The following is a 14346-nucleotide window of genomic DNA, read 5'->3' as shown; positions in this document are numbered from 1 at the left end:
ACCGGGGCGCTACAGGCGCGGAGACAGGGCGGCGGCCACCATCCCGGGGCCCACGTGGGCGCCCAGGACCGCACCCAGCTCGGTGCACCACACCTCGCCGCCGGCCAGCTGGTCGCCGAGACGCTCGGCCAGCCGGGTGGCCAGGTGATCGGCCCGCTCCGGGTTGGCCAGGTGGGCCACGCAGACGTCGACCGGCCCGTCCGGCGCCGCGGCGACCACCAGGTCCTCGAGACGCTGGAGCGCCCGGCCCGCCGTCCGCACCCGCTCGAGCGAGCTGACCTTGCCGTCCCGGATCTCCAGGAGCGGCTTGACCGAGAGGGCACCCCCGAGCAGGGCCGCCGCGGCCCCGATCCGCCCGCCCCGGCGCAGGTACTCCAGGGTGTCGACGTAGAACCACGAGTGGGAGGCGGCCGCCCGTGCGGTGGCGGCCGCGGCCGCCTCCTCGAGGCTGCCGCCGGCGTCGAGCACGTCGGCCGCCGCCAGCGCTGCGAAGCCGGTGGCGGCCGCGACCTGGCGGCTGTCGACCGCGATCACCGGGATCGACGCCTCGCGGGCCGCGAGCTGGGCGGACTCGAACGTGCCGCTCATGTCGCCGGAGAGGTGGACCGACAGCACCGACTCGGCGCCCTGCGCGGCCACCTGCTCGTAGACCTCGAGCAGCGCGGCCGGCGCCGGGCGCGACGTCGAGACGGGCACGAAGTCGCGCAGCGCCTGGGCCACCATGTCGGGGGTCGCCCCGCCCGGCCCCTCGTCGTGCACCTTGGCGCCGATCACCACCTGCAACGGGACCACGACGATGCCGCGGGCGGCGGCCACCTCGGGTGGCAGGCTGGCGGTGGAGTCGGTGACGATCACGGTCCCGGGCACGGACGAAAGGCTAGCGAAGTCCGGTCCCGGCAGGGGTGCATCTCCGGGCGCGGACGGCCGGACCGGGACTCAGACGACGATGTTGACCAGCTTCGGCGCGCGGACCACGACCTTGCGCACGGGCCGCCCGTCGATCGCCCGGAGCACGGCCTCGTCGGCCATCGCGGCCGCCTCCAGGTCGTCGGCGGTGATGTCCGGGGAGACCTCGAGCCGGGCCCGGACCTTGCCAAGGACCTGCACCACCGCCGTCACGGACTCCTCGACCAGCAGCGCCTCGTCGACGACCGGCCAGCCGGCCCGGGCCACCGTCGGCTCGTGGCCCAGCCGCTCCCACATCTCCTCCGCGACGTAGGGGGCCACCAGCGAGAGCAGGATCGCCACCGCTTCCACGGCCTCCCGGACCGCTGGGTCCGCCGGGCCGCAGCCGGAGTCGATCGCCTTGCGGGTGGCGTTGACCAGCTCCATGGTGCGGGCGACCACGACGTTGAAGCGGTGCGACTCCACCAGGGTCTCGGCCTCGCGCACGGTGCGGTGGGTGACCCGCCGCAGCGCCTCGTCGCCGGCCGCCGGGTCGGCGCCCGGGTCGCTGGTGACGTCGCCGCTGAGCCGCCAGGCACGCTGCAGGAAGCGCATCGCGCCGCCGGGCGAGACGTCGGCCCAGTCGATGTTGTCCTCCGGCGGGCTGGCGAAGACCAGGGTCAGCCGGACGGCGTCGACCCCGAAGAGCTCCAGCTGCTCCCCCAGGTTGACCCCGTTGCCCAGCGACTTGCTCATCTTCCGGCCGCCGTTGATCACCTTGCCCTGGGAGAGATAGGCCGAGAACGGCTCGTCCCAGTCGATCAGGCCCAGGTCGCGCAGCGCCTTGGTGAAGAACCGGGCGTAGAGCAGGTGCAGGACGGCGTGCTCGTCGCCGCCGACGTACAGGTCGACCGGCCCCCAGGCGTTGGCCAGCTCGCTGTCGAAGGCCTGCTGGTCGTCGTGCGGCGAGACGTAGCGCAGGAAGTACCAGGAGGAGTCGACGAAGGTGTCCATCGTGTCGGTGTCGCGGCGGGCGGGCCCGCCGCAGGTCGGGCAGCTGACCTCGACCCACTCGGTGGCGGCGCCCAACGGCGAGGTGCCCTTCGGCTTGAGGTCGGCACCCCGCAGCTCGGGCAGCTCCACCGGGAGCTGGTCCTCCGGCACCCGGACCTCGCCGTCGACCGGGCAGTGCACGATCGGGATGGGGGCGCCCCAGTAGCGCTGCCGGGAGAGCAGCCAGTCGCGCAGCCGGAAGTTGACCGCGCCGGTGCCCCGGCCCTCGGCCTCCAGGCGCTCGATGATGGTGCGGATGCCGCTGGCCCGGTCGGCCAACCCGTCCAGCGGACCGGAGTTGACGTAGGTGCCGTCGCCGGTGGTGGCGATCCCGGTCTCCTCCGGGTTCTCCTCCCCCGTGTCGATCACGCGACGCACCGGCAGGCCCATCGCCCGGGCGAAGTCGAGGTCGCGCTGGTCGTGGGCCGGGACGGCCATGATCGCGCCGGTGCCGTAGTCGGCCAGCACGTAGTCGCTGGCCCAGACCGGGACCTGCTCCCCGGAGACCGGGTTGGTGGCGGTGACGCCGAGATCGACGCCGGTCTTCTTCCGCTCGGTGGAGAGCCGGTCGATGTCGCTGGCCTTGCGCACCTCGGCGAGGTAGTCCTCCAGCGCCTGGCGACGCTCGGGCGCCACGACCTCGGCGGCCAGCGCGGCGTCGGCGGCGACCACCATGAAGGTGGCGCCGTAGAGGGTGTCGGGGCGGGTCGTGTAGACGTCCACGTCCCGCGGTCCGTCGGCGGTCGCCAGGGTGAAGGTGACGTGGGCTCCCTCGGAGCGGCCGATCCAGTTGCGCTGGGCGTTGACCACCTTGTCCGACCAGGTCGGCTGGAGGTCGTCGAGGGAGTCCAGCAGCTCCTGGGCGTAGGCGGTGGTGCGGAAGTACCACTGGGTCAGCTCGCGCTTGGTCACCTCGGCTCCGCACCGGTCGCAGGCGCCGTCGACGACCTGCTCGTTGGCCAGCACCGTCTGGTCCTGCGGGCACCAGTTGACCGGCGAGTTCTTCCGGTAGGCCAGCCCCTTCTCGTGCAGCTTCAGGAAGAGCCACTGGGTCCAGCGGTAGTACGACGGGTCGGAGGTGTTGAACCGACGCGTCCAGTCGAAGCTCACGCCGTAGCGCTGGAAGGACTCCAGCTGGGTCGCGATGTTGCCGTAGGTGTAGTCGGCCGGGTGCGCGTCGTTGCGGATGGCGGCGTTCTCGGCCGGCAGGCCGAAGGAGTCCCAGCCCATCGGGTTGAGCACCTCGTAGCCGCGCTGCCACCAGTAGCGCGCGATGACGTCGTGCAGCGCGGTGACCTCGGCGTGACCCATGTGCAGGTCGCCGCTGGGGTAGGGGAACATCGTCAGCGCGTAGCGCTTCTCCTTGCGCCCGGAGAGCACGGCCTCGTCGTCGGCGCGGAACGGCTGGAGCTCGGCCCAGACCTGCTGCCACTTCCTCTCGACGGCCGCGACGTCGTACGACGTCTCGCGCTCCTCGTCGCGCTCGGTCCCGGTGGTCTTCGGCTGGTCGCTCATGGTCTCTCCTGGTCGGCTCCTGCGAGGCACAAAAAAACCCTCCGGACGAGGGAGGGTGGCCGCGCGATCGGGGTGATCAGCGCGGCTGGCCAAGAAGGAGGGCGGTACGCACGCGCTCATCCTACCCCGGTGCTCGCCGGCGTCGGCGACGGGCGCGGCGACCGCCGACCGGTCAGCGCACGAACTGCGGCGTGAACGGCGGGCTCCACCACTCGCCCTTGTTGGCCTTCATCGCGCCGATCAGGTGCATGACGAAGGCATAGACCAGCGCCGCCGGGTAGGTGAGGAACCCGACGAGCAGCAGCATCAGGGGGAAGGAGACCAGCAGCACGATCCCGGTGAGGATCTGCACGTTGAGCGAGTTGGCCGCGTGGGCCCGGACGAACGGGCCGCGGTCCTTGTACATCAGGTAGATCACCAGGGAGCCGACGAAGCCCAGCAGTCCGGCCGACAGGACCATCGCCACCAGGGGCACGACGTGGGCGCCCGTCCCCCAGCTGCGCTCCTGCGCGGGTGAGATCGGGGTCCGCGGCGCGGTGTAGTACTCGTCCATCTCTGCTCCTCTCCGAGCGGCGCTGACCGCTGGTGTTCCTGCTCCACTCAACCACGCCCGGGCGCCGAACGTTCCCGCCGGAGGCTGGTTCAGGGAAACCCCGGGGGCGGCGCAGGGTCGAGATCCGGGTGGGACCGGGGTGGCCCCGTCGCGCGCGGGAGGGCCGGGCGTCAGCGCGGTGTCGCCTCGAGGCTCGGCCGGAAGCCGGAGCAGAGCACCCGGAGGTAGGTGAGCCGACTCGCCTCGGTTCGGTAGTAAGCCTGCTGCTCGACCGTGTGAGGGCCGGCGGCGTTGGTCAGGGCGAACCGGTAGGAGAGGCGCCGCACGTCCTCGACGTCCTCCCCGTGCTGGAGGGAGAGGACCGAGTCGACCCGGTCGCCGTCCTCGAACCACTCGTCGAGGAACACCCCGACCACCTCGTCCGCCGTCGTCGCCTCCCAGGAGCGACCGGGCGTCAGCCCGCGGAAGTCCACGTCCGGGGCGAGCAGGTCCCGCAGGGCGGCCCGGTCGTGCTCGACGACCGCCCGGACGAGGCTCTCGGCGATCGTGGTCTCCTGGCCGGGCGGCCCGGCCCCAGGCGCCCGGCCACGGTCGGGACCTCGTCGACCTGGTTCCATGTCGCTCCTCTCGGCGCTCTCAGAGGCGCCCGATGAGCCGGGACAGCTCGCGGCGGACCAGCGCCGTGGCATGACCCGGGATGGTCGCCACCGAGCCGGTCCACCGGGAGCCGGGCGGCGCGAGAGCGCCCGTCATCTCCTGGCCCAGCTCGCCGGGCAACGGTCGTCGCCCGTGGACTCGGATGAAGTGGTGGACCGCGCTGCGGTCCGAGGGATCTGATTCAGGGAGAGGGAGAGGCCGTCGCATGTGGGCTCACCTTCACGGGCAGGACGGTGGGCGCCGCTGCTTGACGCCTGCCTACCCGTACCCGGATGTGGCCCAGATCATCCCGCCGGCGAGCGGGCCGGCGAGCGGGGCCACGAGCCCTGCGGACGCCCCCGGGGGCACCGAGAAATGGCCGAAGGCCATACCGGCCCCCCTGCGGGACGCCGTCATGGCCTCTGACCTGCTACTTCGGTGGAGCTGAGGGGACTCGAACCCCTGACCCTCTGCTGTCGAGCAGGACCATTTGACGATTCGAGCCGCCTCGGACGAACTCGTTTTCAGGGCTCACGAGCGAAGTTTGTCGGGCTTTGCGTCTGCCATCCTACGTCTGGTCTCGACCCGATTCGACCCAGATCGAGGCCCGCACGCAGACAAAGTGGCAAATTTATGGCTACCCACATGCGCGGGTTACCTCCGGCGACAATACGGGCAATCGGGTGGGGCACTGCGGTGCGCTCTAGTCGTGTCACCGTTCAGCGGAGCTTGTACTCCTTGAGCATGCTCCGCCCGATGATCATCTTCTGGATGTCGGAGGTCCCCTCACCGATCAGCATGAAGGCCGCCTCCCGGTAGAGACGCTCGATCTCGTACTCCTTGGAGTAGCCGTAGCCGCCGTGGATGCGGAAGGAGGCCTCGACCACCTCGTTGCAGTACTCCGAGGCGAGCATCTTGGCCATCCCGGCCTCGACGTCGTTGCGCTGGCCCGAGTCCTTCTTGCGCGCGGCCTTGACCATCATCGCGTGGGCGGTCTCGACCTTGGTCGCCATCTCCGCGATCCGGAAGAGGATCGCCTGGTGCTCGGCGATCGGCTTGCCGAAGGTCTCGCGCTGCTGGGCGTAGGCGACCCCGAGCTCGAAGGCCCGGTTGGCGATGCCGCAGGCGCGGGCGGCGACGTTGACCCGGCCGACCTCGACGCCGTCCATCATCTGGTAGAAGCCCTTGCCGGGCTCCCCGCCGAGGATCTGGTCGGCGGAGATCTTGTGGCCCTCGAAGATCATCTCCGTGGTGTCGATGCCCTTGTAGCCCATCTTGTCGATCTTGCCCGGCACGGTCACGCCCTGGGCGGTCTCGCCGAAGCCCGGCTCCTTCTCGACGAGGAAGGTGGTCATGTTCTTGTAGACCGAGTCGGCACCCTCGTCGGTCTTGACCAGCACGGCCACCAGGGTGGAGGAGCCACCGTTGGTCAGCCACATCTTCTGGCCGGTGATCTCGTAGCCCTCGTCCGTCTTCGTGGCCTTGGTCGAGATCGCGGAGACGTCGGAGCCCAGCGACGGCTCCGACATCGAGAACGCGCCCCGGACCTCGCCGGTCGCCATCCTCGGCAGGTACTTGCGCTTCTGCTCCTCGGTGCCGTGCTTCATCAGCATGTAGGCCACGATGAAGTGGGTGTTGATGACACCCGAGACGCTCATCCAGCCGCGGGCGATCTCCTCCACGCACAGCGCGTAGGTCAGCAGCGACTCGCCGAGACCGTCGTACTCCTCGGGGATCATCAGCCCGAAGATGCCGAGCTCCTTGAGGCCCTCGACGATCTCGGTGGGGTACTCGTCGGCGTGCTCGAGCTCGGTGGCCACCGGGAGGATCTTCTCCTCCACGAAGGTCCGCACTGCCTTGAGGATCTCGGTCTGGTCCTCGGTGAGGTCCTCGGTCTGGCAGAGGCGAGGCATCATCGTTCGCCGTTCGCCTGGGTGGCGAGGCGGATGACGCCTCGGTCGACGAGTCCGCCGATCTCGTGGTCGGCCAGGCCCAGCACGTCGGCGAGAGCCCATACGGTGTCGCCGCCGAACCGTGGCGCCGGGCGAGCCTCGGCGTATTCGGTGTCCCAACGCAGCGGCGAGGTCGCGGTCAGCATCGATTCTCCCGACTGGTGGATCTCGGTCAGCACCGGCGACTCCTCGCCGCGCCGGTATGCATCCACCACCTCCTTGGGCGACCGGAACTCGCCCACCATCACGCGTGTACCACCTGCCGCCTTGATCACTTCGGCAGCCGCCCTTCGAGAAAACCAGGGGGCCAGTACGGCTTCGATGAGAGCCCGGTGCTCGAATCTTTCACCCTCCACGTCGAAATCAGCCCCCGTGCTCGTGGCGAGCGCGTCGAAGACCGCCCGCGTCTCGGTCAACTGGACGAGGTCATGCCACTGCTGACGGGTGATGGCGACGGCGATGACCCGCCGACCGTCCGCGCAGGCGAAGTCCACGCCGAAGGCCCCGAACATGTGGTTGCCCAGGCGGGGCCGGTCCCCGCCGCGGTCGGCCGCTTCGGCCAGCCACCCCAGATGCGCCACGTGCGCGGCGGCCACGTCGGCCAAGGCAAGGTCGATCCGTGAGCCCGAGCCGTCCGCGTGACGACGCTGGAGCCCCGCCAGGAGGCCGGAGACGGCAAGGAGCCCCGTGGCGATGTCCCAGGCCGGGAGCACGTGGTTGACCGGGCGATCGATGTCGACGTGGCGGGTGAGCATCGGTACGCCATAGAGTGGGTTGACGGCGTAGTCCATGGCTGGCCGCCCGTCGGGATGCCCCTGGATGTGAACGTGCACGAGGTCAGGGCGCTTTCGGCTCAAGGTCTCGTAGGCGAAGAAGTCTCGCCCGATGGTGTTGTCGACGAAGAGCCCCGCCCCGTCTCCTGGGGCAGTGATCAACGTGCTGGCGAGTTCTTGCCCCTCGGGGGTACGGAAGTCGAGGGCCACCGAGCGCACGCCCTTGTTGAGCCCGGACCAGAACAGGCTTTGCCCGTGGCGATCCAGGGGCCACCGTCCAGCGTCGGCAGGTCCGCCGACCGGATCGAGGCGGATGACCTCTGCACCCATCTGCGCCAGGGTCATACCGGCGAGGGGCCCTGCTACGAAGCTCGTCGACTCCACCACACGGAGGCCCTCCAGGGGTCGTCTAGCTTGCATGCTGCTGTGCTCCATTAACTGCTAGAACGGTGAGGCGCCAGTCGAGCACCGGTCGTGGTTCCCCTTGGCCGTCAAGGTCGTCTGCTTCCACCAGTGAGCGGAGCTCCACCAGGTGGGTGTCGCTGGGGCCCGGTCGAGCGGACTCGACGGTGATACGGCTACGCAGAGTGTCGCCCTCGTGGACTGGCCCCGTGTGGTCGCAAGACCTCCAGCCAAGGTGCAGCACGACCCCAGGAAGGGCGCGGCTGACCTGGGCGGCAGCGAGGCCGATGGTGTGGCCGCCATACACGAGCCGACGCCCGCCAGCGGCCTTCGCGTCGTGGTGCACCTGGGCGACGTTCAACGTGAGACGCGCCAGCTCCGGGGCACTGGTGACCACGTCCCCGCCGACCGGCTCGATCGTGGTGCCGACGGCGGCCAGCTCGAACTTCTGTGGCAGCGCCTGGAGGTCGAGCTCTTCGAGCGCGACCCAGTCTGCGCTGGCCTCCGCCCCGATCTGGGTCAGGTCGTCGGCATGCCCGGTGGGCTGGGCGTCCGGCGTGAGCGGGATCATCGCGCATCGATGGAAGTCCAGGACCGGTGTCCCGTGTTGGTCCACGGTCGTGATGCGCAGTGCCGCCAGACCGGTCAGAGGCCGGCCCTGGCGGGGCGTGTTCTGCTTGAGTCCGACCACCGTCGTGGTGGTGCTGAGGGTGTCTCCCAGCACGGGAAAGCGTCGGAACGCCAGGCCCCGATAGAAGAGGTTGGCCCGGACGAAGTGGGTCGCCACGGTGGACTGTCCGATGGCCACGTCCCAGACGTACGCGGGGTGTGCCAGGGGTCCCCTTCCACTCAGGCGGCTACCGAGCTCGTGGTCGGTGGCGGTCGCGAGGCGGTCGCCGAGGATGGCCTGGTGCAGCGCAGCTCCGCCTGATGTGAGGGTCACCCCCGGGGCACTGTCGAACACTTGGCCACGTTCGAGATCGTCGAAGTACGGGCCGCGGGCGGCGATCACGCTCACAGCTTCTCCCCCGCCCGGGCCAAGATCGACCTTGCGCGGATCGCCACGGCCTCGTCAAGCATCTGTCCCCCGAGCGCGACGGCGCCAGCGCCTCGTGCAACCGATTCCTCGAGAGCGGACAGCACCTGCGTGGCCCACGCGATCTCCTCCGTCGACGGCGTGAAGACACGAGTGGCTTCGGCGATCTGGGCCGGATGGATCACCCACGTGCCGTCGAACCCGAAGGCACGGGCCCGTTCCCTGTCTCGAGTGAACGCTGTGTCCACGGCCGTGGAGAGCCAGGGCCCGTCCAGAACCGCCCGTCCAGCCGCGCGGGCCGCGGCCACGACCTGATGCCGTACGCCGTCCCAGATCGTCGGTTCTCCGGTGGGGTCTCGACCGAGATCGGCGCCGAGATCGGCATACCCCACCACCACGGCTCGCACGAGGTCGCTGGCGGCCACCACGGCGTGCAGGTCCCGCAACGCCGGCGCCGACTCGACGAGGATGTCGAGCTGGAGCTGCAGCGAGTCCCCCGGCCGGTCAGCCAGGGCGCCCCGTACGAGCCGATCGACGAAGCCGACGTCAGCAGGCGTCTCGACCTTGGGGACTACCAGGGTCACTGGATCAGCACCGGCGACCGCGGCCACCGCCAGGATGTCGTGGTGGCACCAGCGCGTACCGATCTGGTTGACCCGGACCGCCAGTCCCCTGCCCGGATTGGCGCTGATGACCGCGACGGCGTGAGCGCGGGCCTCATCCTTGGCCGCAGGAGCCACGGCGTCCTCGAGGTCGAGGACGATCTCGTCCGCGGCGGTCCCGAGCGCCTTGGCCAACATGAGGGAGTTGGAGGCGGGCACCACGAGACACGACCGGGGCGCTATCTGCGATTGCGGAGCGCTCGTCGCTGCTGATGGCATGAATGCTCCCAAGAGGTGATGATCGGTGGCCGGTGCAAACGAGTGTCCATCGGCATGACGGGATCGTGCGGAGTCCAGTCCTGGTGATTCGGGCGACACCGACGCTAATTGTAAGACTTTGACAGGATTGGTCAAGTAGTCAGGCTTGAGGCGGGTGCCTGCGCCCTCTGAGGCCGGCTCGGACGCTAGGTCTACTCCTTCGGAGTCCTCAGCACCGCTCCAGCACTCGAGGCCAACAGGAGGCCCAGCATCCAAAACACCATGGCCGCACCTCCCAGACCCACGAACAGCGCCGCGGCCCCCGGCAGCAGCACCTGACCGAGTCGATTCCCCATCAGGCGTACCGCGATGGCGGTGCCCCGCTCATCCGCGGGCACCACCGAGACACTCCAAGCCAGGCTCACCGGCTGCCCGGCCCCCAGCCCGAGCCCGAGCAACGCCATGACGACGATGAGTGCGGGGGCAGCATCGAGCAGGGGCAGGACGCTGATGAGAACGGCGCCGAGGGAGACACTGGCGACAAGCACGAACCGGCGGGAATAGTGAGCCATCACCACACCCAGACCCAGTCTGGAGAGCATGGACACTCCGGCCCGCAGCGCCAGGAGCACACCGACAAGGCTCGGCGCCCAGCCTCTCTCCTCGCCCAGCACCGGGAGGTACACCGAAAGCAGGTCGATGACCGAGAGCACGACCAGGCTGATGTAGATCGAAGCGGTAGCCCCGGGCCGCGAGAGCATCGCGAGGATGTTGGGCCTGGGCGCCGCGCCTTCCGAGGGGGAGTCGGGGAGACGGACCGGCCCGCCGCGGACGAGCAGCACGGTCACCAAGAGCCCCAGACCGGCAGCGGCTGCCGAGACGAGCACCGCGACCGTGGTGCCGGATAGGTTCTGGCCGTAGCGCTCGAAGGCCAGCGTGCCGGCCAGCGGGCCGATGAGCTGGCCCAGGGAGGACCCCGCGGACATCCAGCCGTAGTTCCGATCGTAGTCACGGTCCCGGGACTCCTGTGCCACCAGTGACTGGTAGGCGATCATCTGACCCAGGTTTCCGGCCCCGAGCACGATGCTGGCGCCAGCCAGGTGCCACACCTGCTCCCCGAACGCCAAACCCACGCAGCCCAGGGCGAGAAGAGCACATCCTCCGAGCGCTAGGGATCCGACACCTCGCCCCCCGGCCATCCTGCCAGCGGGAAGCACGAGCGCCAGCGGCACCACGGCGTACAACGCGGAGATCCAACCGACCATCGAGGCCGACTCACCGAGCTCCAGCAGTCGGTAGGAGGTCATCGGGCGTGCCAGCGAGAGAGCCAGCTGGGACAACATCAAGCACGTCGCCAAGACCAGCAGGCGCCGAATGTTCACGCCTTGCCACCCCCAGTTCATGGCAGCTTGTCCGCCGTTGACACCTTTGCACGTGTATAGCATCCTGGCAATTGTCAGAGCATTAGTGCTCCGTCCCGATGGTGTCATTGCCGCGGCGGATTCGCGCCCCCTGAAAGGCTTCACATGAAGATCTGGTTCCAGCTCATGGCTTCCGAGACACGAAGCCCGGGTTTCATCTCGGCAGTGCAGGCGCAACTCGAGCAAGTGGTGAGCCCGGGCGTCGAAATCCTGGTCCGCGGCACCACTCACGGCGCGTACGCCGACCAGTACCGACTGCTGTTCCACTACGACGAGCGCGAGATCATCGCGCTCGGGATGCAGGCCCAGGCCGAGGGGTACGACGTGTTCGCCTTGGGCAACTCTCTAGACCCCGGCGTGGTGGCGCTGCGTGAAGTACTGGACATCCCGGTAGTGGTCCAGATGGAGGTCTCCACGTCGGTGGCCTGCATGACCGGAGAGAAGTTCGGCGTCGTCGCCACCAACGCCAAGGCGATCCCGCGCTACCGGGAGATCGTCCGAAGTTACGGTTACGAGAGTCGCCTGGCCGGGGTCGACTCGGTCCAGTTCGACCACCTGCCTCGCATCCACGAGGGGTTCACCGACCCGGAAGTGGCAGCCGCCGTCGTCGAGGCCTATCGGGCCTCCGCGCGTCGCCTCATCGCCCAGGGAGCCGACACCATCATCGGCGGAGGTGTGCACACGACGATCGCTGCAGCCGCCGGACTCCGGGAGGTCGACGGGGCCATCATCCAGGACACCTACGCCTTGGTCGCACGCTTCGCCGAAGCGGCTGCCGCCATCCACCAGCACACGGGGCAGTGGACCAGTCGCGGTCCCCTCTACGCCAAGCCGCCGACCGCGATCCTGCAGCGCGCGGCCGAGATGTACGACATTCCGGTCCTGCCGCGGCTGATCGCGGATCAGGGCGGGGAGAGGTCATCATGAGCGAAGTGGAGAAGTTCGACCTGGTCGTCCTTGGTGGAGGAATGGCCGGTATGTCTGCGGCCACCCAAGCAGCGGAGGAGGGCGCTCGCGTCCTGGTGTGCGAGGTATCGGACGCTCTCGGGGGCACCGCGGTGCTCTCGACCGGGAACGTCTGGACCGTGCAGACCCCCGCGGCGTTCAGCGCGACCGACCCGGATGGTGACGTCGCTCTCTGGCAGGCTGTCCGCGATGACCTGGACAGCTCGCTGTCCTGGCTCACCAGCCTGGGCGTGCCCGTCCGCGAGCGCCACCGCGCCTCCTCGAGCTCGACCTACGACCCCCCGCCGATCGGCATGAACGTCGACGTCGAGAGCCTGATGACCCGCGGGAGGCGCGCGGTCGAAGCCTCGGGGGGCTGGGTGCTGAACGGCAGCTCCATCAGCCGCTTGCTGACCCGGGACGGCGCTGTCGTGGGTGCCCGGATCGTCGACAAGGCCTCCGGCGAGGAGCTGGAGGTGGCCTGTCGCGCGGTCGTCCTGGCCACCGGCGGCTTCCAGAACAACCGCGAGCTGCTGGATCGCTACCTCGGCGAGACGGTCTCCCGGTCGGTGCGGCTCCGCAGCAACCCCTTCAGTGCGGGAGCCGGCCTGCTGCTCGGTCTCGACGCGGGAGCCAGCACGTCGCACCGCATGGACACTTTCTACGGAGTGCTCCTGCCCGCCCTCGACGACTCGATCTCCGAAGGTGACTTCCGAGGCCTCGTCCTGCACTCCGCCGTCTACGGCGTCGTGCTCGGACCTGACGGTCACCGGCTGACCGACGAGTCGCTGGGCGCCGTGCCGCTCGCGAACCATGTGGCGCGGGTGGGACGCGCGGTGCTCGTGGTCGGCACCGAGATGCTGCAGAAGTCCGAGGACCAGCTCGGTATCGACCTCCTCGACGTCATGCGGCAGGCCGGCCGCCGCGGCGCCCGCCTGCTCGTCGACGGGACCCGTGCCGAGGTCGGCGCGGCGCTCGAGGAGTGGGGGTACGCGGGACGAGAAGCAGCCCACACGCTCTCCACGTACGACGCGACGCTGGCAGCTGACGGCGACCCCGCTCCCACCCGTGGACGGCACCGGTTGGCGGTCGGTGAGGAGCACCTCGCCATGCTCGAGGTCCAGGCCGCGATGACCTCGACCTTCGGCGGCCTGCGCACCGACGTCCATGGCCAAGTCCTCCGCCCCGACGGGGACCCGGTCCCGGGTCTCTTCGCCGCGGGTGTCGACCAGGGCGGCTACAACGTGAGCGGGTACGTCGGCGGCCTGTCGCGCGCACTCATCTTCGGCCGTCGCGCCGCCAAGCGCGCCCTGCAGCACAGCCTCACCTGAGCGCACAAGACCCAGGGACCAGCCAGGAACCACCCTCCTTCTCCCATCAGGCCCGTCAACAGATCGGCACTCACATGTCACCTCTGCGGGTTCACACTCCACCGTCGGCCGCAGGCCCCTGCGGCGACCTCCTCGGAGGTTCGACGCGATGACAGACGGAACGAGGCGACTGACCGACCGGGTCGCCGTGGTCACCGGGGCGCCTCCGGCCTGGGGAAGGTCATTGCGACCCGTCTCGCACGCGAGGGGGCGCGAGTCGTGGTGGCGGATGCCAATGCGACTGCCGGCGACTCCCTCGTCGACGAGCTCACGGAGATGGGGCTGTCGGCGGAGTCCCTGGAGCTGGACGTCCAGGACCGTCGGCTGGTGCACGAGAGCACGCAGGCCCTGCGAGAACGCCATGGCCGTGTGGACATCCTGGTCAACAACGCTGGCGTCACCCGCTACCGACCATTTGCCGACATCACCGACGAGGACTGGGACCAGGTGCTGGGCGTCGACCTCAAGGGCGTCTTCTTCTGCTCCCAAGCCGTCGCTCCCCACATGGTCGAGCAGGGCTACGGCAAGATCGTGAACATCTCCTCGGCGATGGGGACCGGCACCACCCCGCACCACACAGCCGGCTCGCCTGGAGGCAGTTCCGCGTACGCGTCGGCGAAGGCGGGCGTCATCCAGCTCACGAAGACGCTGGCACGAGAGCTGGGACCCCACGGTGTCAACGTCAACTGCGTCGCCCCCGGCTTCTTCCTGACGGCCCTGACCGGCTCGACGAGGACTCCCGAGCAGGTGGCGGAGCACATCGAGTTCCGACGCAGGGCCACGGTCCTGGGCCGTGCCGGCGACCCCATCGAAGTGGCCAACGCCGTGCTCTTCCTGGCCTCGGACGACGCCAGCTTCATCACCGGGCACACCTTGTACGTGGACGGCGGACGGACCGACCGGATGTAGCCGGCAGCCGCCCACCACGGATGAGCGCGGTGCGGC

General features: G+C 69.6%; 12 protein-coding genes. 3 read left to right on the top strand and 9 right to left on the bottom strand.

Annotation, left to right across the window (positions count from 1 at the left end; all coding sequences use genetic code 11):
* Positions 1-9 precede the first annotated feature (9 nt).
* From AC4BGE_RS17125 to AC4BGE_RS17085, 9 genes are all read right to left on the bottom strand, one after another.
* Positions 10-867: a DegV family protein gene (locus AC4BGE_RS17125; protein ID WP_490576063.1), complete on the bottom strand. Its 858-nt coding sequence runs from the start codon at positions 865-867 to the stop codon at positions 10-12.
* Positions 868-936: 69 nt separating this feature from the next.
* Positions 937-3453, bottom strand: coding sequence for a leucine--tRNA ligase (gene leuS / locus AC4BGE_RS17120; protein ID WP_490572455.1), 2517 nt, complete (start codon positions 3451-3453; stop codon positions 937-939).
* Between the two features lie 172 nt (positions 3454-3625).
* Positions 3626-4006 carry a DUF4870 domain-containing protein gene (locus AC4BGE_RS17115; RefSeq protein WP_490576062.1) on the bottom strand — a complete coding sequence of 127 codons (381 nt, stop codon included), beginning with the start codon at positions 4004-4006 and terminating at the stop codon, positions 3626-3628.
* Between the two features lie 170 nt (positions 4007-4176).
* Positions 4177-4623, bottom strand: a complete 447-nt coding sequence (locus AC4BGE_RS17110; RefSeq protein ID WP_490576061.1) for a hypothetical protein — start codon at positions 4621-4623, stop codon at positions 4177-4179.
* A 738-nt stretch (positions 4624-5361) separates the two neighbouring features.
* Positions 5362-6555, bottom strand: a complete 1194-nt coding sequence (locus AC4BGE_RS17105; RefSeq protein WP_490569185.1) for an acyl-CoA dehydrogenase family protein — start codon at positions 6553-6555, stop codon at positions 5362-5364.
* Complete coding sequence (locus AC4BGE_RS17100) at positions 6555-7787, bottom strand: CoA transferase (protein WP_490576104.1); 1233 nt, start codon at positions 7785-7787, stop codon at positions 6555-6557. Before AC4BGE_RS17100 ends, AC4BGE_RS17105 begins: the two co-directional genes overlap by 1 nt.
* Complete coding sequence (locus AC4BGE_RS17095; protein ID WP_490576060.1) at positions 7777-8787, bottom strand: MaoC family dehydratase; 1011 nt, start codon at positions 8785-8787, stop codon at positions 7777-7779. Before AC4BGE_RS17095 ends, AC4BGE_RS17100 begins: the two co-directional genes overlap by 11 nt.
* Positions 8784-9686: an HpcH/HpaI aldolase/citrate lyase family protein gene (locus AC4BGE_RS17090; RefSeq protein ID WP_490576059.1), complete on the bottom strand. Its 903-nt coding sequence runs from the start codon at positions 9684-9686 to the stop codon at positions 8784-8786. The genes AC4BGE_RS17095 and AC4BGE_RS17090 overlap by 4 nt, the downstream gene beginning before the upstream one ends.
* A 191-nt stretch (positions 9687-9877) precedes the next feature.
* The gene (locus tag AC4BGE_RS17085; RefSeq protein ID WP_490576058.1) at positions 9878-11047 is read right to left on the bottom strand and encodes an MFS transporter; all 1170 of its coding nucleotides are present in this window, start codon (positions 11045-11047) and stop codon (positions 9878-9880) included.
* A 144-nt stretch (positions 11048-11191) separates the two neighbouring features.
* Between AC4BGE_RS17085 and AC4BGE_RS17080 the strand changes: the two genes are divergently transcribed.
* The 3 genes from AC4BGE_RS17080 to AC4BGE_RS17070 are packed head-to-tail and all read left to right on the top strand — an operon-like array spanning position 11192 to position 14310.
* Complete coding sequence (locus tag AC4BGE_RS17080; RefSeq protein ID WP_490576057.1) at positions 11192-12013, top strand: aspartate/glutamate racemase family protein; 822 nt, start codon at positions 11192-11194, stop codon at positions 12011-12013.
* The gene (locus AC4BGE_RS17075; protein WP_490576056.1) at positions 12010-13362 is read left to right on the top strand and encodes an FAD-dependent oxidoreductase; all 1353 of its coding nucleotides are present in this window, start codon (positions 12010-12012) and stop codon (positions 13360-13362) included. Before AC4BGE_RS17080 ends, AC4BGE_RS17075 begins: the two co-directional genes overlap by 4 nt.
* Positions 13363-13407: 45 nt before the next feature.
* Positions 13408-14310, top strand: coding sequence for an SDR family NAD(P)-dependent oxidoreductase (locus AC4BGE_RS17070; protein WP_490576103.1), 903 nt, complete (start codon positions 13408-13410; stop codon positions 14308-14310).
* Positions 14311-14346: the final 36 nt, after the last annotated feature.

It is taken from the genome of Nocardioides sp. Z50_6, assembly GCF_058215755.1.
Note: the sequence above shows the minus strand (reverse complement) of the source record. Positions and strands in the feature narration are given on the sequence as shown.

Excerpts from the sequence above, each read along its gene's own strand:
- leuS (WP_490572455.1), bottom strand. The coding sequence starts at position 3,453 with ATGAGCGACCAGCCGAAGACCACCGGGACCGAGCGCGACGAGGAGCGC.
- AC4BGE_RS17115 (WP_490576062.1), bottom strand. The coding sequence starts at position 4,006 with ATGGACGAGTACTACACCGCGCCGCGGACCCCGATCTCACCCGCGCAG.
- AC4BGE_RS17110 (WP_490576061.1), bottom strand. The coding sequence starts at position 4,623 with ATGGAACCAGGTCGACGAGGTCCCGACCGTGGCCGGGCGCCTGGGGCC.
- AC4BGE_RS17105 (WP_490569185.1), bottom strand. The coding sequence starts at position 6,555 with ATGCCTCGCCTCTGCCAGACCGAGGACCTCACCGAGGACCAGACCGAG.
- AC4BGE_RS17100 (WP_490576104.1), bottom strand. The coding sequence starts at position 7,787 with ATGCAAGCTAGACGACCCCTGGAGGGCCTCCGTGTGGTGGAGTCGACG.
- AC4BGE_RS17090 (WP_490576059.1), bottom strand. The coding sequence starts at position 9,686 with ATGCCATCAGCAGCGACGAGCGCTCCGCAATCGCAGATAGCGCCCCGG.
- AC4BGE_RS17080 (WP_490576057.1), top strand. The coding sequence starts at position 11,192 with ATGAAGATCTGGTTCCAGCTCATGGCTTCCGAGACACGAAGCCCGGGT.
- AC4BGE_RS17075 (WP_490576056.1), top strand. The coding sequence starts at position 12,010 with ATGAGCGAAGTGGAGAAGTTCGACCTGGTCGTCCTTGGTGGAGGAATG.